We start from the raw sequence: 18,028 nt of genomic DNA on the forward strand, positions 1-18,028 counted from the left end.
TCGGTCAGCTCCCGTCCGGGTGGAGCATGAGGGCCGCGGTGCGGCACAGGATCTTGACGTCCTGCCAGAGGCTCCAGCTCTCGATGTAGCGGTTGTCGAAGCGGGCCCGGTCCTCGATCGAGGTGTCCCCGCGCAGGCCGTTGACCTGGGCGAGGCCGGTGAGGCCGACGGGGACGCGGTGGCGGTCCGCGTACTCGGGGTAGGCCTGGCTGAACCGCATGACGAAGTAGGGGCGTTCGGGGCGCGGGCCGACGAGGCTCATGTCGCCGCGCAGGACGTTCCACAGCTGCGGGAGTTCGTCGAGGGAGCTGCGGCGCATCAGCCGGCCGACGGCGCCCATCCGGTGGTCCTGGGAGATGTTCCAGCGGGTGGCGGACTCGTGTTCGTTGCTCGGCCGCAGGGTGCGGAACTTGAGGACGGTGAAGACCCGGCCGTCGAGGCCGGTGCGCTGCTGGCGGAAGAGGACGCCGGAGCCGGTGTCGAAGCGGACGGCGAGCGCGCAGAGGGCGAGTACGGGGGCGAGCAGCAGGAGGCCGGTCGCGGCGGCGGTGACGTCGAGGGTCCGCTTGACGGCCCAGCCGGGGCGGCGGGTCGCGGCGCGGCCGACCCGGACGCAGGGGAAGCCCCAGAGGTGGTCGGCGCCGGCCAGCGGGCCGGCGGCGAGGGAGCCGTACTCGCGCAGTGCGGGGACCAGCCAGACCTGGCAGCCGAGGCGGGCGGCGTCGCGCAGGGCGGCGGCGGTCTCGGCCTCGTCGGCGGCGCCGGCGGTGGCGACCACGTGGTGGACGCGGTGGCGGCGTACTTCGCGTTCGAGGACTTCGCGGCCGCCGAGGACGGGCAGGTCGGTGTCGCCGGCGAACAGCGGCGGGTCGGGGTCGAGGAAGCCGATCGGGCGCATCCCGTACTCGCCGCGTTCGTTGAGGGCGGCGGCGACGCGGCGGCCGAGCCGGCCGGCTCCGAGTACCAGGACGGGGCTGGGGCGGCTGCGGCGGATCCGGCGCACCAGGTGGTAGAGCAGGGCGCGGCCGCAGACGGCGAGCAGCAGTTGGGTGCCGAGGAGGACGATCAGCCGGGCCGGGGTGGCGGGGCCGGTGGCGGGCCAGTGGCCTTCGAGGCAGCCGGCGAGGCTGATGGCGAAGGCGGAGGCGACGAGCGCCCGCGCGGTGAGGGCGGGCAGCTCGTCGAGGGCGGAGAGGGTGAGGCGGGTGCGGTAGAGGCCGCCGGCGAGGTTGAGCAGGAGCAGCAGGGGCAGCAGGGCGGCGACGCCGAGCAGGGGTGCCACCCGGACGGCGGGGTCGAGGGCGCGGTTGGCGACTCCGGTGGCGGTGCAGAGGGCGAGGGCGTCGACGGCGACCAGGGTGACGGGCAGGGCGAGCCGGGCGCGGACCGGGCGGCGGCGCCGGCGGGACGGGGCGGCGCCGCGGGTCTGGGTGGAGTGCGCCGGGCGGTCGAGCAGCCCGGTGGCGGGCCGGGGTGGGCCCGACAGGGACCGCCCGGGCCGTGGCACGCTGTCGTGGTCAATGGTCATCAGCGCACGAACTCCCCTGCTGTGTGCCCGGGGTGACGGCGGCCCGGCACCGGTTGGCCCGGAGCGGCCGTCCTGGCCCGGTGGGCGCGGTCCTGACAGCACCTGCTGCCGCTGGCGGCTTTCGATTCCCTCGCGAATTTCCGGCGTGAAATCGAAACGAAGCAGGCAAAATCAGACGTTACCGAACACTGGCTTGAATGCTGGAAGTTGACTTGCCTTTTCATTCCAGCCGCCCATTAATAGGTATTTCTGATTTCACCCCCCATCCCCGACCGGTTGAGGGTGCGAATACGACGGCGCCGGATCGGCGGGGCATTCACGGGATGTGAAACGATCAGATCCGCTGCGGGACACGGGCGCGGCGTCGCCCGGCCGCCGGACCGGCCCCCAGCAGGTCGCGGTAGAGCGCGTCCACCTGTTCGACCACCGAGCGAACATCATGGCGAGCCGCGGCGTGCTCGCGCAGGCGCAGACCGCGCCGCTCGCACTCGATCGGATCGGACAGCGCCTCGGCCATTCGGGTGACGAGCCCGTCCACGTCGCCGGGCGGCACCACGGCGGACGCGCGTTCGACCGGCGGCAGGCACTCGCGCGCGCCCGGCACGTCGGTCAGCAGCACCGGACGCCCGGAGGCCATCGCCTCCAGCGGGGCCAGCGCCATGCCCTCCCAGCGCGAGGGCAGCACCACCAGGTCGGCCGCCGCCAGCCACGGCCGGGGGTCCGCGACGTCCCCCACCAGCCGGACCCGGGACGGCTCGGCGCCCGCCCGGACCGTCGCGGCCAGCCGGGCCTCCTCCGGTCCGCCGCCGACCAGCGCCAGCCGGGCGGCCGGCACCCGGCGCCGCACCTCCGGCCAGGCGGCGAGCAGCACGTCCTGGCCCTTCTGGCGGCAGAGCCGGCCCACGCAGACCGCGAGCGGGGCGTCGAGCTCCAGGCCGAGCGCGATCCGGGCGGCCCGGCGGTCGGCGGGCGCGAAGTGGCGCACGTCCACGCCGTTGGGCACCACCGCCCAGTCGGCGTGCAGTCCGGCCGCGATGCCGTCGGTCCGCTCCTGGACCGAGACGCAGAGCAGCCGGTGCGCCCAGCGGGTCGCGTACCGCTCCCAGCGCAGGGTGGCGGCGGCCAGCGCGCCGTCCACGGCGGCGAAGGACCAGGCGTGCGGCTGGAAGACGGTGGGCACCGCGCCGCGGACGGCCAGCCGGCCGGCCAGCCCGGCCTTGGCGCTGTGCAGATGGAGCATGTCGGGCGCGGCGGCCCGGACGATCCGGCGCAGCCGCCAGGCCTCCGCCGCGGTGGCCGGTCCTGGCGAGCGGCCGGCGGGCCAGTCCTGGACCAGCGCGCCGACGGCCCCGGCCTCCTCGGCCAGCCGGCCGCCGGGCGGGCAGGCGACCAGCACCCGGTGGCCGGCCTCGCGCTGGCCCCGGGCGAGGTCGACCACGACGCGGGCCACTCCGCCGTCGACGGGTTGGGAAATGTGAAGGATCGTCATATGCACGGCGGCGAGCCTAGGGTGGCCGCGCCGTGCCGCGGGGGCCCCGTCACCCGGAGGTGGCGGGGCGTCCACCCGTACGGCGCGCCGCTCGCACGGGTGGACGGACTCGTCGAATTCCTGGACGAGTCGGCGGGGCGGGCGGGCAGGCCCGCCGCCCCGGCCGGGCGCTCCGGCTCAGCGCACCTCGGCGGCCAGGTTGGCGAGCACCTCGTCGTGGATCCGGTTCAGGCCCTTGGGCGCGAAGGTCCGCTCGAAGAAGCCGCCGATACCGGTCGCCCCCTGCCAGGTGGCCGTGACGGTGACCCTGGTCCGGCCCTCGCCGGCCGCCGCGACGGTCCAGGTGACCACCATGCTGGAGTTGGCGTCCTTCTCCACCAGCTGGTCCGGCCGCGGCGCCGAGACGGTGAGCAGGCAGTCGCGGATCCGCTTCTCGGTGGCCTGGAGCTTCCAGTGCACCTGGGTGCCCGCCCCGGTGCCGCCGACCCGGACCTCGTACTCGCTGTACTGCGCGGGCAGCAGCTTGGGGCGGAGCACCTGGTAGTCGGCCAGGGCCTCGTACACCCGCTCGGGGGCCGCCTCGTAGACCCGCTCGGTGGTGGCCTGCACCTGTCCCATGGTCCTGCTCTCCTTGTCGGTCGTCCGGCGCGGGGTTCCGTCCGGCCGGTGTCGCTCACCGGCAAGCCAATCACAGCGGACCGGGTGCGCCGGGCGGCGGCCTGTGCTCCGGGCGGGCGTCGGGGGCGGTCTCCCCGGCGAGGCCCGCCTGGCTCCGCCGAGGAGACAGCCCCTAGGGTGGCGGTTGTGCTCGAACAGGTGACAGCAGTGCGCTACGTCGACCCGCTGCGGGCCGGCAGTTCCGTGCCCGGCGTGGTGGAGACCGACGACCTGGGCACCTACGTGGTGAAGTTCACCGGGGCCGCCCAGGGCCGGAAGGCGCTGGTGGCGGAGGTGATCGTCGGCGAGCTGGCCCGGCGGCTCGGCCTGCGGGTGCCGGAGCTGCGGCTGGTGGACTTCGACCCGGCGGTGGCCGAGGACGAACCGGACGTCGAGATCCAGGACCTGCTGCGGGCCAGCCGCGGCGTCAACCTCGGGATGGACCTGCTGCCCGGCGCCCGCGACTTCCGGCCCGGCACGGTCGACGTCGGACCGGCCGAGGCCGGCCGGGTGGTGTGGCTGGACGCGCTCACCGGGAACGTCGACCGGACGGTGCACAACCCCAACCTCATGGTCTGGCACGGCCGGCTCTGGCTGATCGACAACGGCGCCGCGCTGATCTTCCACCACCGCTGGTCCGCGGCCGGGGCCTCGGTCGGCAAGCGGTACGACCTGAGCGCCCACGCCCTCGGCGGGTACCGGCCGGACGTGCGGCTGGCGGACGAGGAGCTCGGCCCGCTGGTCACCGCCGGGCTGCTGGAGCAGGTGGTGGGACTGGTGCCGGACGCCTGGCTGGCCGACGAGCCGGGGTTCGACTCGGTCGGGGAGCTGCGCCGGGCCTATGTGGAGCACCTGGCGCAGCGGGCGGCCCGCTCGGCCGAGTGGCTGCCGGAGGGGTTCTCGAGCCCCGAGCAGCTGCGCGACGCGGAGCGGCGGCGGGCCGCGCGGACCAGGGCCGGGCGGCCGGACTGGCTGCGGGAGGTGCCGGACCTGCACGGCAAGCCGTCGGTGGAGACGGTCCGGGAGCACCACATCGAGTGACCCGCCGGCCGGCGGAGCGGCTGGAGGAGCGGGCGGACGGGGCACGCGAACGGGGCACGCGAACGGGGCACGCGAACGGGGCACGCGAACGGGGGCGGGACTCGCGTCCCGCCCCCGTTCGGCGACTCAGGGGTTCAGCAGCCGGTCAGCCGTGGCTCAGCGCCACCACTGGACCGCCTTCTCGGCGTTGATGATGCCCGCGCCGTAGAAACCGTTGTCGTCCACGCCGCCCTCACAGGTGGCCGCCCACTCACCGGCGCCGCCCGGGTTGTACGGGCCCGACGGGCACGCGTGCGACTCGGCCTGGTTGGTGAGCAGCTCGGTCAGCTCCTCCGGACCGGCCCACGGGAAGGTGCTGGCCAGCAGGGCGAGCACACCGGCGGCGTGCGGGGACGCCATCGAGGTGCCCTGCATGTAGCCGTACCCGCCGCCCGGGATGGTCGACAGCGTGCGGCCGTTCTTGTCCGGGGTGTCCGGGATCTGGTAGCGGCGGTCGCCACCGGGGGCGGCCACGGTGACCTTGTTCTTGCCGTAGCTGGAGTAGTACGACTTGTCGCCGTTGACACCCACGGAGGAGACCGCGACGACGCCGTCCAGCTCGGTCGGCAGGTTGAGGCAGTCCTGGGTGATCGGGCGCTCGACCGGCGTGGTGTCGTCCGGGCTGGCGACGTCCTTGGTCTTGTGGGCCAGGTCGATGTTCTCGTTGCCCGCGGCGGCGACGTTGAGGACGCCCTTGCGCTGCGAGAACTCGACGGCGCGGCGGACGGCGGTGGTGATCGCCTCCTGGTCCGCGTCGTTCTGGCAGTTGAACATCCACGGGTCGACGAAGTAGCTGTTGTTCGTGACCTTGAACTTGTGCTCTCCGGCCCAGACGAAGCCGCAGATGGCGTACTCCGGGTAGATGAAGCCGCCGTCGTCGACGACCTTCACCGCGGCGAGCTTGACGTTCGGGGCGATGCCCTCGATGCCCTTGCCGTTCTTGGCGGCGGCGATGGTGCCGGCCACGTGGGTGCCGTGGTCGCCGTCGACGCCCGGCTGCCACGCGTCCCAGGCGGTGTTCGGCTTGCCGCCGTCGATGCAGGAGACCGACTGCGAGGCGTCGACGTTGGCGGCGAGGTCCTCGTGGGTGCCGTCGATGCCGGAGTCCAGCACGCCGACGGTGACCTTGTTGCTGCCGAGGGACAGCTTGTGGGCCTTGTCGACACCGATCTGGCGCATGTCCCACTGGTTGGCCCAGTAGGGCTCCTCGCCGGCGGCGGAGGCGGCGGTCGGGGCGGCGGCGACCTCGGCGGTGCGGTCCTCGGAGGCGGTGATGCCCTTGGTGCGGCTGGCGCCGACCGACTCGACGGCCTTCGCCTTGCGCAGCTTGGCGGCGAACTGGGTGTCGGTCGAGCGGGCGATCACCACGCCGATCTGCTCGTAGGAGTAGACCACGGTGCCGCCGAGGGCCTTGACCGCGGTCTCGACCTTCTGCACCTGGCCGTGGTTGGCCTTGGTGTTGACGACGTAGCTGAGCAGCGGACCGGTGGTCGTCTCCGCCCCGGCGGCGAAGGCGCTGCCGGCCGGGAGCGCGAGGGCTCCGGCGGTGGCGAGGACAACGCCCACCGCCGCGATCCGGGTCCGGCTGATCCGAGGAACACTCATAGGGGTTGGCCCTCCCGAGTCGTCATGCTGCAGCTGCGGTTGGCAGATGCGCTTGGAATGATCGGGACGCTAGTGAACAAGTGTTGCAATCCGCAAGAGGTAGACATCTAATCGTCACAATCCGTCCACCGACGGAAGGCATGGCTCCGCTCCTGCTGGGCAGGGGTGGCGGATCGGACGATCGGACGATCGAAAAAGACGCCGGACCTCGCTGGCGGGGATCCTAGTCAGCCGCACCGACGGGACGACAGGCATCCGGTGCGGCCGAAAGCGGCCAGTGGCGGCTGGCCGCCACGGCCGCGCGGCGGGTACTCAGATCGCGTACAGTCGACGGGCGTTGTCGGCCGCCACCAGGCGGGCCAGCCGCTCGGCGTCGGCCGCGGTGCAGGCGCCGTCGGCCCGCCAGCCGTCCAGCAGGGTGCCCAGGCCGTGGCGGAACTGCGCCGCGCCGGCCAGGTGGAGCTCCGGCAGGCCGTAGGCGTCGGTGGAGAACAGCAGCTTGCCGAACGGCGCCAGCTCCAGCATCTCGCCGAGCACCGCCGCCGCCCGGGGGCCGACGTAGGAGGTGGTCAGCCCGAGGTCGGTGTACACCAGCGGGAAGGCCTGGGCCAGCCAGGCGGCCTGCCGGTGGTAGGGGTAGCCGTGCAGCAGCACCAGCGGGACGCCGGACGGCTCGGCGGCCCGGACGAAGTCGGCGAGCAGCGACGGGTCCGCCCGGTGCAGGGTCACGTCCGGATCGCCGAAGCCGGTGTGCAGCTGGAGCGGCAGCCGCAGCCCGGCGCAGACCTCCAGGGCGGTGTGGAGCAGCTCGTGCAGCAGGACCGGGTCGGTCAGCCGGCCGCCCCCGGCACGCTGCCGGGCCGCGGCGGCGGCCGTCACCCCGGCCGGGGAGGGCCGCCGCGCGGGCACCGCGAGGCCGGCCCGGTAGGCCACCACCGACTTGACCGCGACGGCGCCGGCGGCCGCGGCGGCCAGCGCCTCGCGCACCGCCCGGGCCCAGTCGCCGGGCGGGGCGAGGACGGCCTCGGCGAGCGGCTCCAGCCGGACCACCTCGCGCACCCGGGCGCCGGCGGCTTCGGCGAACCCGTCGAGCGGCAGCAGCGGGTGGCCGGCGGCCCCGGTCAGCCCGGTGTCCACCAGGCAGGTGTCCAGGCCGGCGGCGGCCAGCCGGCGGGTGGCCTCCGGGGCGCCCAGCTCGCGCCGCCGGGCCAGGTACTCCGCGGCGGGCGTGTGCGCGGGCAGCCCGAGCGCGGGCGGGCACCAGCGGCGGACGGCGAGGCCGAGCGCGCTGTCGAAGGGCGAGGTGCCGGGCGCGGGCGGGCGGTCGGACTCGGTGAGCAGCCCCGCCAGGGCGTCGTCGTCGAGCTCGGCCGTCACCACGCTGTGGCAGTGGTGGTCGACCAGCGCGGGGACGTCCACCACGCCCCTAGTACCGCCAGCGGGTGGCGGCGGCCAGCCGCTCGGGCGGCAGGTCCGCGTACTGCTCGGCCTCGGCCTGCCGGACGGCCAGCACCGCTTCGAAGAGCGGCTCGCCGAGCGCCTCCCGGAGCACGGTGGAGCCCCGGTAGGCGGCGATCGCCCCGGCCGGGCCGGTCGGCAGCCGGGGGACGGTGCCGGGCTCGGCCAGCGACGGGTCCCCGGTGGACTCCGGCGGCAGCGTGAGCCGCTGCTCCCGCCCGGCGAGGCCGGCGGCGATCACCGCGCCGACCGCGAGATAGGGGTTGGCGGTGGCGTCGAAGCACTTGATCTCGGCGTTGGCGGCGGAGGAGCGCTCGCCGGTGGAGCCGGTGACCAGGCGGAGCGCGGCCTCGCGGTTCTCCAGGCCCCAGCACTGGTAGGCGCCGGCCCAGTGCGAGGGGACCAGCCGCAGATAGCCGGCCGGGCTGGAGCAGCCGAGCACCAGCAGCTCGGGCAGCGCGCCGAGCACCCCGGCCAGGAAGCCCTCCGCCTCGGCGGTCAGCCCGTGCGGGCCGGGGCCGCCGTGCGCGAGATTGTGCCCCTCGCGCCAGAGGCTGAGGTGGAGGTGGCCGCCGTTGCCGACCCCGCCGGCCTGGACCGCCGGGGCGAAGGAGGCCCGCAGCCCGTGCCGGGCGGAGACGGCGCGGACGGTGTGCCGGACCAGCACCGAGGTGTCGGCGGCCTCGACCGGGCCCTCCGGGGCGACCGAGACCTCGAACTGGCCGGGCGCGTACTCGGGATGGATCTGGAGCACGGTCAGGCCCTGCTCGCCGAGGGCGCGGAGCACGTCGCGCAGGTAGTCGGACAGGTCGGTGAGGCGCTGCATGCCGTAGGCCGGGCCGGCCGTCGGGTAGCGGGGCTCCTCCCCCTCCGGGCCGGCCAGCGCGACCACCCACTCGATCTCGATCCCGGCCTTGAGGGTCAGGCCCCGCTCGGCCGCGGCGGCCACCGCCCGGCGGGCGAAGAGCCGCTGGCACCCGGGGTGCGGGGCGCCGCCCTGGGTGTAGCGGTCCCCCGGGGCCCAGGCCCAGCCGGGCTGGGCGGCGAGCGGGACGACCCGCTCCACGTCGGGGTAGAGCCGGAGGTCGCCGGTGGGGCCGCCGATCAGCCGACTGGTGACGATCGTGTCGTCGGCGAGGAAGACGTCGAAGCAGGGGGCGGTGCCGACGCCCCACTGCGCCGCGTGCACCAGCCCGCCGAGCGGCACCGCCTTGACCCGGGCGATGCCGGCGTTGTCCACCCAGGTGACGGCGACCGCCTCGACCCCGGAGCCCCGCAGCCGGTCGACGGCGGCCCGCGCGCGCTCGCCGCGCTCGGCCCGGTCCGCCCGCGGCGGCAGCACGGCGCCGGTACCGGTGGCGGTACCGGCGTGCCCGGCCGGGCCGGGGGCCGGCCCCGCGGCAGGCCCTGCGGCGGACCCGGCGGCGGGCTCGGGTCGGTCCGTGGCAACGGCTCCAGTGGTCATGCCCTCATGCTGCCCGGCGCTACCGGGCCGCGTAACTCCCCGATCGGGTGGTCCGAACGGACGTCCGTCCGCGGCCCTCACCCGCACGGGTGATCACCCCGCCGTGAGCAGCGGAACTTCCGCCCCCCACCCCCTTCCTACCGATCGGTAACTTCGCTACAGTGTCCGCACGCACCACTGCCGGGCTTCGGGAGCCGCACCGGCGGGGCGCCGTCCGCCGCGCCGGGAACCGCGGGGCCGACGGCGGACGACGGTGCGTTCGTTCACCGGCCGGTGCCGCGGATCGCGGCCGGAGCCGGATTTCTCTCCTCTGTGTTCAGAGCCGCTTCCTTCACCTCGAGCGCCTGAGTACCACGGCACACCCGCAGCACCGCCGGAGCGGACCGGCGGCTGCGCGGTGGCCGCAACCGTCATCCCCCCGCACCGCGCGCGGACCCTCCTCCGGGGGCGCGCCCTCCGGAGCGCGCGCGGGCCTTCCATGACAAGGAGTCAGGACAGATGGAGCGTCCCTTTCCCACGGTCGCCGTGGTCGGACTCGGCACGATGGGCACCGGCGTCGCCGTCGCGGTCGCCAGGAGCGGCCGCCGGGTGATCGGCATCGAGGCCGACGAGAACTCCGCCGCCCGGGCCCTGGCCCGGATCGAGGCGTCCACCGCGCACGCGGTGGAACGGGAGCGGCTCACCGCCGAGGAGCGGGCCGGGCTGCTCGCCCGGCTCACCGTCGGCCACGCGCTGGCCGCCGCCGCCGAGGCGGACCTGGTGATCGAGGAGGTCCCCGAGCAGCTGGAGCTGAAGCGGGCGGTCTTCGCCGAGCTGGACCGGATCTGCCCGGCCGGCACGGTGTTCGCCACCGGCACCACCGCGCTCTCGGTGACCCGGATCGCCGCCGCCACCGCCCGCCCGGACCGGGTGCTCGGCCTGCACTTCTTCAACCCGGTGCACACCATGAAGCTGGTCGAGGTGGTGCGCACCGTGCTCACCGCCCCGCAGGTCGCCGAGGACGCCGCGGCGCTGGCCCGCGACCTCGGCAAGGAGCCGGTGGCGGCCGGCGACCGGGCCGGCTTCGTGGTCAACGGCCTGCTCTTCGCGTACCTGAACCAGGCCGCCGCGATGTACGAGTCCAAGTACGCCACCCGGGAGGACATCGACGCCGCGATGCGGCTCGGCTGCGGCCTGCCGATGGGGCCGCTGGCGCTGCTCGACCTGATCGGCGTGGACACCGCGAGGACCGTCCTGGAGGCGATGTACGAGCAGTCCAGGGACCGGCTGCACGCGCCCGCGCCGATCCTCGGCCAGCTGGTCGCGGCCGGGCTGCTGGGCCGCAAGACCGGCCGCGGCTTCTACACCTACGAGGCGCCCGGCTCCTCCCGGGTCGTCGGCGGCACCGCCGGCCCGGCCCGGCCGGGGGCCGCCGGACGGGAGGTGCGCAGCGTCGGCGTCTGCGGCTCGGGCACCATGGCCACCGGCATCGTCGAGGTGTTCGCCAAGGCCGGGTACCCCGTGCTGCTGGCCGCCCGCAGCCTGGAGAAGGCCGAGCGGGCCAAGGCGCAGCTGGCGAGGTCGCTGGAGCGCTCGGTGGCGAAGGGCCGGCTGACCGGGGAGCAGCGGGACGCCGCCCTGGGCCTGGTCACGCCGGTCGGGCAGTACGGCGAGCTGGCGGACGTGGACCTGGTGGTCGAGGCGGTCGCCGAGGACCTCGGGGTCAAGCGCGAGCTGTTCACCGCGCTGGACGCGATCGTCAAGCCGGGCGCGGTGCTGGCCACCACCACCTCCTCGCTGCCGGTGGTCGCCTGCGCCTCGGCCACCAGTCGGCCGCAGGACGTGGTCGGCATGCACTTCTTCAACCCGGCGCCGGCGATGCGGCTGGTCGAGGTGGTGTCCACGGTGCTGACCGCGCCGGACGTCACCGCGACCGTGCTGGAGCTGTGCGCGAAGGTCCGCAAGCACCCGGTGGAGTGCGGGGACCGGGCCGGCTTCATCGTGAACGCGCTGCTCTTCCCCTATCTCAACGACGCGGTGCGGATGCTCCAGGAGCACTACGCGACGGTGGACGACATCGACACCGCGATGAAGCTCGGCTGCGGCTACCCGATGGGTCCGTTCGAGCTGCTGGACGTGGTCGGCCTGGACGTCTCGCTGACCATCGAGCGGGTGCTGCACCAGGAGTTCCGCGAGCCGGGCCTGGCCGCGGCGCCGCTGCTGGAGCACCTGGTGGCGGCGGGCTGCCTGGGCCGCAAGACCGGCCGCGGTTTCCGCGACCACGCGCGCCGATGACCACCCCGTCGCCTTACGGGGGAGCGCCCGACCGGCCGCCGTCGCGCGCGGAGCGGGCCGGCTGGGGGGCGGGTTCGGTGTCCGCGCACTGGCCGAGACCCGCGGTGGGCGGGCCGGTGGCCCCGGTGCGCCGGGCAAGGCCCCCTGCTCCGGCGCCGGGGACGTGTAGCGTTCCGGGCATGGATCGGGTTCAGTCAGTCTCCCCACGGCAATCCGCCCCGCAGCAGTCCGCCCCGGCGCGTGACGGCCGGTCGCCCGGGACGGGCGCGGAGGCGGGTCAGGGCAGCCGCCGGGCGGCGGCCCAGCGCCAGCAGATGCGCCAGGACCTGGCCAGCGCCGCGATGGAACTGTTCGCCTCGCAGGGCTACGAGGAGACCACGGTCGACCAGATCGCCGCGGCGGCCGGAGTGGCCCGGCGGACCTTCTTCCGGTACTTCCGGTCCAAGGAGGAGGCGATCTTCCCGGACCACGACGACACCCTGGTGCGGGTCGCCGACCTGCTGGCCAGCGCGGAGCCGGAGGAGCACCCGCTGGACGTGGTCTGCCGGGGCATCAAGGAGGTGCTGCGGATGTACGCCTCCACGCCCGGGGTCTCGGTGGCCAGGTACCAGCTGATCCGCCAGGTGCCGACGCTGCGGGAGCGGGAGATCGCCGTGGTGGCCCGCTACGAGCGGCTGTTCACCCGCTACCTGCTGGGCCGGTTCGACACCGCGGGGGAGATCCCCACGGGCTGGCAGCACGGCGGCGAGGACGACTCGATGCTGGCCGAGGTGTCGGCGGCGGCGGTCGTCGCGGCCCACAACCACGTGCTGCGGCGCTGGCTGCGGGCGGGCGGGCGGGGCGATGTGGAGGCGCAGCTGGACCACTCCTTCGAGGTGATCCGGCAGACCTTCTGGGGGTCCAGCGCGCCGGGGGCGCGGCGGCGCGGTGCCGTAGTGGCACCGGGTGCCAGTGGGACCGAGGCGGGCGCCTCCACCGCCTCGACGACGAGCGCACTGAGTGCCACTCCCGCAGGTGAGGTGCTCATCACAGTCACCCGGACGGACGCCCCGCTGGACGTGGTGATGGATGCCGTGCGGGTCGCCCTGGAGGGCGTCAAGCAGGCCTGACAGCAAGCGTTTTCGCAGGTCGCGAGGGGTTCTGGGGCCCGTGCCGGAGTGTCGGCACGGGCCCTTTCCATGCCCTGCGCGGGCCCTCGCGAGGCGGCTCGGAGCCGCCTGAATTGATGGCACCGCGTGTCTTTACGAGTGGCACAGGGTGCCACTACCTTGTTACCCACCAGTCGCGGCGCCGCGGCTCCCCACCACGGCGCGCCGTCGTACCGGCGCCCCCCGACCCCGGGGGCGACCCACCGCAGTACCCGGCCCACCAGCCACCCCGGCCCACCAGCCACCGGCCCACCAGCCACCGGCCACCCCGGCCCACCAGCCACCCACCCACCACCCCGTTCAGCGAAGCCGGTGTCCGCTCCCGGCTCCCCCAGACGCCCTGTGCCCTCACACAGGTACGCCTTCGGAGGCAGCCATGAAGGAAATCCTCGACGCGATCCTCAGCTCCGACAGCACCTCGGCGGACTTCGCCAACGTGAAGCTGCCGGAGTCCTACCGGGCCGTGACGCTCCACAAGGACGAGGAGCAGATGTTCGCCGGCCTCGCCAGCCGCGACAAGGACCCCCGCCGGTCCCTCCACCTCGACGACGTCCCGCTGCCCGAGCTGGGCCCGGGCGAGGCCCTGGTCGCCGTGATGGCGAGCGCGGTGAACTACAACACCGTGTGGAGCTCGATCTTCGAGCCGGTCTCCACCTTCGGCTTCCTGGAGCGCTACGGCCGGCTCTCCCCGCTCACCAAGCGCCACGACCTGCCGTACCACGTGCTCGGCTCCGACCTGGCGGGCGTGGTGCTGCGCACCGGCGCCGGCGTCAACGCCTGGAAGCCGGGCGACGAGGTGGTCGCGCACTGCCTGTCCGTCGAGCTGGAGTCCTCGGACGGCCACAACGACACGATGATGGACCCGGAGCAGCGGATCTGGGGCTTCGAGACCAACTTCGGCGGCCTGGCCCAGCTGGCCCTGGTGAAGACCAACCAGCTGATGCCCAAGCCCGCCCACCTGACCTGGGAGGAGGCCGCCTCCCCCGGCCTGGTCAACTCCACCGCCTACCGCCAGCTGGTCTCGCGCAACGGCGCGGGCATGAAGCAGGGCGACAACGTGCTGATCTGGGGCGCCAGCGGCGGCCTCGGCTCGTACGCCACCCAGTACGCGCTGGCCGGCGGCGCCACCCCGATCTGCGTGGTCTCCAGCCCGGAGAAGGCCGAGGTCTGCCGGGCGATGGGCGCCGAGGCGATCATCGACCGCTCCGCCGAGGGCTACCGGTTCTGGAAGGACGAGCAGAACCAGGACCCGCGGGAGTGGAAGCGCTTCGGCGGGCGGATCCGCGAGCTGACCGGCGGCGAGGACGTCGACATCGTCTTCGAGCACCCCGGCCGGGAGACCTTCGGCGCCAGCGTCTACGTCACCCGCAAGGGCGGCACCATCGTCACCTGCGCCTCCACCTCCGGCTACATGCACCAGTACGACAACCGCTACCTGTGGATGTCGCTCAAGAAGATCGTCGGCTCGCACTTCGCCAACTACCGCGAGGCCTGGGAGGCCAACCGCCTGGTGGCCAAGGGCAGGATCCACCCCACCCTGTCCAAGGTCTACTCGCTGGAGCAGACCGGGCAGGCCTCGCTCGACGTCCACCAGAACCGGCACCAGGGCAAGGTCGGCGTGCTCTGCCTCGCCCCCGAGGAGGGCCTGGGCGTGCGCGACGCCGAGCTGCGCGCCGAGCACCTGCCGTCGATCAACCTCTTCCGCGAGCTCGACGAGCGAAGCGTCCAGACCAGCCGCGACCTCTAAGGCGACCCGATGACCGACCAGAAGCGCGACCGGCCCTGGCTGATGCGCACCTACGCCGGGCACTCCACGGCCGAGGACTCCAACGCGCTGTACCGGCGCAACCTCGCCAAGGGGCAGACCGGCCTCTCGGTGGCGTTCGACCTGCCGACCCAGACCGGCTACGACTCCGACCACATCCTCGCCCGCGGCGAGGTCGGCCGGGTCGGGGTGCCGGTGGGCCACGTCGGCGACATGCGCACCCTGTTCGACGGCATCCCGCTCGAACAGACCAACACCTCCATGACGATCAACGCCACCGCGATGTGGCTGCTGGCGCTCTACCAGGTGGTCGCCGAGGAGCAGGGCGCGGACATCGCCAAGCTGACCGGCACCACCCAGAACGACATCGTCAAGGAGTACCTGTCGCGCGGGACGCACGTCTTCCCGCCCGGCCCCTCGGTGCGCCTGATCACCGACATGATCGCCTACACGGTCGGGAACCTCCCGAAGTGGAACCCGATCAACATCTGCAGCTACCACCTCCAGGAGGCCGGGGCCACCCCGGTCCAGGAGATCGCCTACGCGATGTGCACCGCGATCGAGGTGCTGGACGCCGTCCGCGACTCCGGCCAGGTGCCGGCCGAGCGGATGGGCGAGGTGGTCGCCCGGATCTCCTTCTTCGTCAACGCCGGGGTGCGGTTCGTCGAGGAGATGTGCAAGATGCGGGCCTTCGGCCGGCTCTGGGAGAAGGTCACCCGGGAGCGGTACGGCATCGAGGACCCCAAGCAGCGCCGGTTCCGCTACGGCGTGCAGGTCAACTCGCTCGGCCTGACCGAGGCCCAGCCGGAGAACAACGTCCAGCGGATCGTGCTGGAGATGCTCGCCGTCACACTCTCCAAGGACGCCCGCGCCCGCGCCGTCCAGCTGCCCGCCTGGAACGAGGCGCTCGGCCTGCCCCGCCCGTGGGACCAGCAGTGGTCACTGCGGATCCAGCAGGTGCTCGCCTTCGAGTCCGACCTGCTGGAGTACGGCGACCTCTTCAACGGCTCCGAGGTCGTCGAGGCCAAGACCGCCGACCTGCTGGCCGGCGCCGAGGCCGAGATCGCCAAGGTGCTGGAGATGGGCGGGGTCATCCCGGCCGTCGAATCCGGCTACCTGAAGTCCAACCTGGTCGCCTCGCACGCCGCCCGCCGGGCCCGGATCGAGTCCGGCGAGGACAGGATCATCGGGGTCAACTGCTTCGACACCACCGAGGAGAGCCCGCTCACGGCCGACCTCGACACCGCGATCATGGTCGTCGACCCGGCCTCCGAGCAGTCCGTGCTGAACGCGCTGGAAGCCTGGCGCGGGCAGCGCGACGAGGCCGCCGCGCTGCACGCCCTGGCGGAGCTCAAGGCCGTCGCCGGCACCACCGCGAACCTCGTGCCGGCCACCCTGGCCTGCGCCCGGGCCGGGGTCACCACCGGCGAGTGGGCCTTCGCCCTGCGCGAGGTGTTCGGCGAGTACCGCGCGCCCACCGGCGTCGGCGGCGCCCCGGTCGCGGTCCCGGCCGAGCCCGGCGGCGAGCTGGCCGCCGTCCGCGAGGCGGTCGGCGCGACCGCCGCCGAACTCGGCGCCGGCAAGCTGCGGCTGCTGGTCGGCAAGCCCGGCCTGGACGGGCACTCCAACGGCGCCGAGCAGATCGCCGTCCGGGCCCGCGACGCCGGGTTCGAGGTGGTCTACCAGGGCATCCGGCTCACCCCCGAGCAGATCGTCTCGGCCGCCGTCGCCGAGGACGTCCACTGCGTGGGCCTGTCGATCCTCTCCGGCGCCCACTCCGAGCTCGTGCCGGACGTCCTGCACCGGCTGCGCCGGGCCGGGGTGGAGGATGTCCCGGTGATCGTGGGTGGCATCATCCCGGCAGCGGACGGCGAGGCCCTCAAGGCCGCCGGCGTCGCCGCCGTGTTCACCCCGAAGGACTTCGGCATCACGACCATCATCGGCCGGATCGTGGACGAGATCCGGCTGGCCAACAGGCTCCAGCCCTGGACGCCCGCCCCGGCCACGACCACCGGCTGACCCGGAAGGAACACCCTCTTGTCCCAGAACCGCCTCCGCCCGCGCCGCTCCTGCCTCGCCGTGCCGGGCTCCAACCCGCGCTTCCTGGAGAAGGCCCAGGGCCTGCCGGCCGACCAGGTCTTCCTCGACCTGGAGGACGCCTGCGCCCCCCTGGTCAAGGAGAGCGCCCGCCACACCGTCGTCGACGCCCTGAACAACGGCGACTGGAGCGGCAGGACCCGGGTCGTGCGCGTCAACGACTGGACCACCCACTGGACCTACCGCGACGTGATCACCGTGGTCGAGGGCGCCGGCCAGAACCTCGACTGCATCATGCTGCCGAAGGTCCAGGACGCCGAGCAGGTGAAGGCACTCGACCTGCTGCTCACCCAGATCGAGAAGACCATGGGCTTCGAGGTCGGCCGGATCGGCATCGAGGCGCAGATCGAGAACGCCAAGGGCCTCATCAACGTCGACACCATCGCCCAGGCCTCGCCCCGGCTGGAGACCATCATCTTCGGCCCGGCCGACTTCATGGCCTCGATCAACATGAAGTCCCTGGTGGTCGGCGAGCAGCCGCCCGGCTACTCGGCCGACGCCTACCACTACATCCTGATGCGCATCCTGATGGCCGCCCGCGCCAACGACCTCCAGGCGATCGACGGCCCCTACCTCCAGATCCGCAACCAGGAGGGCTACCGCGAGGTGGCCGGCCGCGCCGCCGCGCTGGGCTTCGACGGCAAGTGGGTGCTGCACCCGGACCAGATCGGCGCCGCCAACGAGATCTTCTCGCCCTCCCAGGAGGACTACGACCACGCCGAGCTGATCCTCGACGCCTACGACTGGTGCACCTCCGAGGCCGGCGGCTTCAAGGGCTCGGCGATGCTCGGCGACGAGATGATCGACGAGGCCAGCCGCAAGATGGCGCTGGTCGTCTCCGGCAAGGGCCGCGCGGCCGGCCTGGAGCGCACCTCCACGTTCGAGCCCCCGCAGGCCTGAGACCGGTCAGGAGCCATCGACCATGCAGTTCGGACGCACCTACGAGGAGTTCGAGGTCGGCGCCGTCTACCGGCACTGGCCCGGCAAGACGGTCACCGAGTACGACGACCACCTCTTCTGCCTGCTCACCATGAACCACCACCCGCTCCACATGGACAGCAACTACGCGGAGCGGACCACCGACTTCGGCAGGAACGTGGTGGTGGGCAACTACATCTACTCGCTGCTGCTCGGCATGTCCGTCCCGGACGTCTCCGGCAAGGCGATCGCCAACCTGGAGATCGAGTCGCTGCGGCACATCGCGCCGACCTTCCACGGCGACACGATCTACGGCGAGACCACCGTGCTCGACAAGTGGCCGTCCAAGTCCAAGGACGACCGCGGCATCGTGTACGTCGAGACCAAGGGCTACAAGCAGGACGGCACGGTCGTCTGCATCTTCCGCCGCAAGGTGATGGTGCCGACCGCGACGTACATCGAGGCGCGCGGCGGCGAGCAGCCCGCCCGCCCCACCCCGCTCGCCTGAACCACCCCGGCGGGTCCCGACCCGCCGCCCCCAGGA

The 18,028-nt window shown here is 73.7% G+C and carries 13 protein-coding genes; 7 read left to right on the plus strand and 6 right to left on the minus strand.

What is annotated here, in order from left to right; all coding sequences use genetic code 11:
- Positions 1 to 4: 4 nt before the first annotated feature.
- From SM793_RS22820 to SM793_RS22830, 3 genes are all read right to left on the minus strand, one after another.
- Positions 5 to 1,528: an exopolysaccharide biosynthesis polyprenyl glycosylphosphotransferase gene (locus tag SM793_RS22820; RefSeq protein WP_320440121.1), complete on the minus strand. Its 1,524-nt coding sequence runs from the start codon at positions 1,526 to 1,528 to the stop codon at positions 5 to 7.
- 334 nt (positions 1,529 to 1,862) lie between these two features.
- Entirely contained in the window at positions 1,863 to 3,017 is a 1,155-nt protein-coding gene (locus SM793_RS22825) for a glycosyltransferase (protein WP_320440122.1), read from the minus strand.
- A 177-nt stretch (positions 3,018 to 3,194) separates the two neighbouring features.
- Complete coding sequence (locus SM793_RS22830) at positions 3,195 to 3,635, minus strand: SRPBCC family protein (protein WP_320440123.1); 441 nt, start codon at positions 3,633 to 3,635, stop codon at positions 3,195 to 3,197.
- Positions 3,636 to 3,821: 186 nt separating this feature from the next.
- Here SM793_RS22830 and SM793_RS22835 point away from each other — a divergent pair, with 186 nt between their 5' ends.
- Positions 3,822 to 4,715 (plus strand): HipA family kinase, encoded by an 894-nt coding sequence (locus SM793_RS22835; RefSeq protein WP_320440124.1) that lies wholly within the window; start codon positions 3,822 to 3,824, stop codon positions 4,713 to 4,715.
- Between the two features lie 156 nt (positions 4,716 to 4,871).
- On the opposite strand, the gene SM793_RS22840 is transcribed toward SM793_RS22835, so the two are convergent.
- From SM793_RS22840 to SM793_RS22850, 3 genes are all read right to left on the minus strand, one after another.
- Positions 4,872 to 6,359, minus strand: a complete 1,488-nt coding sequence (locus SM793_RS22840) for a S8 family peptidase (protein ID WP_320440125.1) — start codon at positions 6,357 to 6,359, stop codon at positions 4,872 to 4,874.
- Between the two features lie 312 nt (positions 6,360 to 6,671).
- Positions 6,672 to 7,781, minus strand: coding sequence for an amidohydrolase family protein (locus SM793_RS22845; protein WP_320440126.1), 1,110 nt, complete (start codon positions 7,779 to 7,781; stop codon positions 6,672 to 6,674).
- 4 nt (positions 7,782 to 7,785) lie between these two features.
- Complete coding sequence (locus SM793_RS22850; protein ID WP_320440127.1) at positions 7,786 to 9,282, minus strand: glutamine synthetase family protein; 1,497 nt, start codon at positions 9,280 to 9,282, stop codon at positions 7,786 to 7,788.
- 498 nt (positions 9,283 to 9,780) lie between these two features.
- On the opposite strand from SM793_RS22850, the gene SM793_RS22855 reads away from it, so the two are divergent.
- From SM793_RS22855 to SM793_RS22880, 6 genes are all read left to right on the plus strand, one after another.
- Positions 9,781 to 11,556: a 3-hydroxybutyryl-CoA dehydrogenase gene (locus SM793_RS22855; RefSeq protein WP_320440128.1), complete on the plus strand. Its 1,776-nt coding sequence runs from the start codon at positions 9,781 to 9,783 to the stop codon at positions 11,554 to 11,556.
- A gap of 179 nt (positions 11,557 to 11,735) precedes the next feature.
- Positions 11,736 to 12,665 (plus strand): TetR family transcriptional regulator, encoded by a 930-nt coding sequence (locus tag SM793_RS22860; protein ID WP_320440129.1) that lies wholly within the window; start codon positions 11,736 to 11,738, stop codon positions 12,663 to 12,665.
- A 415-nt stretch (positions 12,666 to 13,080) separates the two neighbouring features.
- Entirely contained in the window at positions 13,081 to 14,451 is a 1,371-nt protein-coding gene (gene ccrA / locus SM793_RS22865) for a crotonyl-CoA carboxylase/reductase (protein ID WP_320440130.1), read from the plus strand.
- Between the two features lie 9 nt (positions 14,452 to 14,460).
- Positions 14,461 to 16,488: a protein meaA gene (locus tag SM793_RS22870; RefSeq protein WP_320440131.1), complete on the plus strand. Its 2,028-nt coding sequence runs from the start codon at positions 14,461 to 14,463 to the stop codon at positions 16,486 to 16,488.
- An 18-nt stretch (positions 16,489 to 16,506) separates the two neighbouring features.
- A complete protein-coding gene (locus tag SM793_RS22875; RefSeq protein WP_320440132.1) occupies positions 16,507 to 17,466 on the plus strand; it encodes a CoA ester lyase in 960 nt (319 codons plus the stop codon).
- 22 nt (positions 17,467 to 17,488) lie between these two features.
- Positions 17,489 to 17,992: a MaoC family dehydratase gene (locus SM793_RS22880; RefSeq protein WP_320440133.1), complete on the plus strand. Its 504-nt coding sequence runs from the start codon at positions 17,489 to 17,491 to the stop codon at positions 17,990 to 17,992.
- Positions 17,993 to 18,028: the final 36 nt, after the last annotated feature.

The organism is Kitasatospora purpeofusca, assembly GCF_034043715.1.
GTDB classification, from domain to species: domain Bacteria; phylum Actinomycetota; class Actinomycetes; order Streptomycetales; family Streptomycetaceae; genus Kitasatospora; species Kitasatospora purpeofusca_A.

Coding starts and splice junctions, on each gene's coding strand:
- SM793_RS22820 (WP_320440121.1), bottom strand. CDS start 1,528: ATGACCATTGACCACGACAGCGTGCCACGGCCCGGGCGGTCCCTGTCG.
- SM793_RS22825 (WP_320440122.1), bottom strand. CDS start 3,017: ATGACGATCCTTCACATTTCCCAACCCGTCGACGGCGGAGTGGCCCGC.
- SM793_RS22830 (WP_320440123.1), bottom strand. CDS start 3,635: ATGGGACAGGTGCAGGCCACCACCGAGCGGGTCTACGAGGCGGCCCCC.
- SM793_RS22840 (WP_320440125.1), bottom strand. CDS start 6,359: ATGAGTGTTCCTCGGATCAGCCGGACCCGGATCGCGGCGGTGGGCGTT.
- SM793_RS22850 (WP_320440127.1), bottom strand. CDS start 9,282: ATGACCACTGGAGCCGTTGCCACGGACCGACCCGAGCCCGCCGCCGGG.
- SM793_RS22855 (WP_320440128.1), top strand. CDS start 9,781: ATGGAGCGTCCCTTTCCCACGGTCGCCGTGGTCGGACTCGGCACGATG.
- SM793_RS22860 (WP_320440129.1), top strand. CDS start 11,736: ATGGATCGGGTTCAGTCAGTCTCCCCACGGCAATCCGCCCCGCAGCAG.
- ccrA (WP_320440130.1), top strand. CDS start 13,081: ATGAAGGAAATCCTCGACGCGATCCTCAGCTCCGACAGCACCTCGGCG.
- SM793_RS22870 (WP_320440131.1), top strand. CDS start 14,461: ATGACCGACCAGAAGCGCGACCGGCCCTGGCTGATGCGCACCTACGCC.
- SM793_RS22880 (WP_320440133.1), top strand. CDS start 17,489: ATGCAGTTCGGACGCACCTACGAGGAGTTCGAGGTCGGCGCCGTCTAC.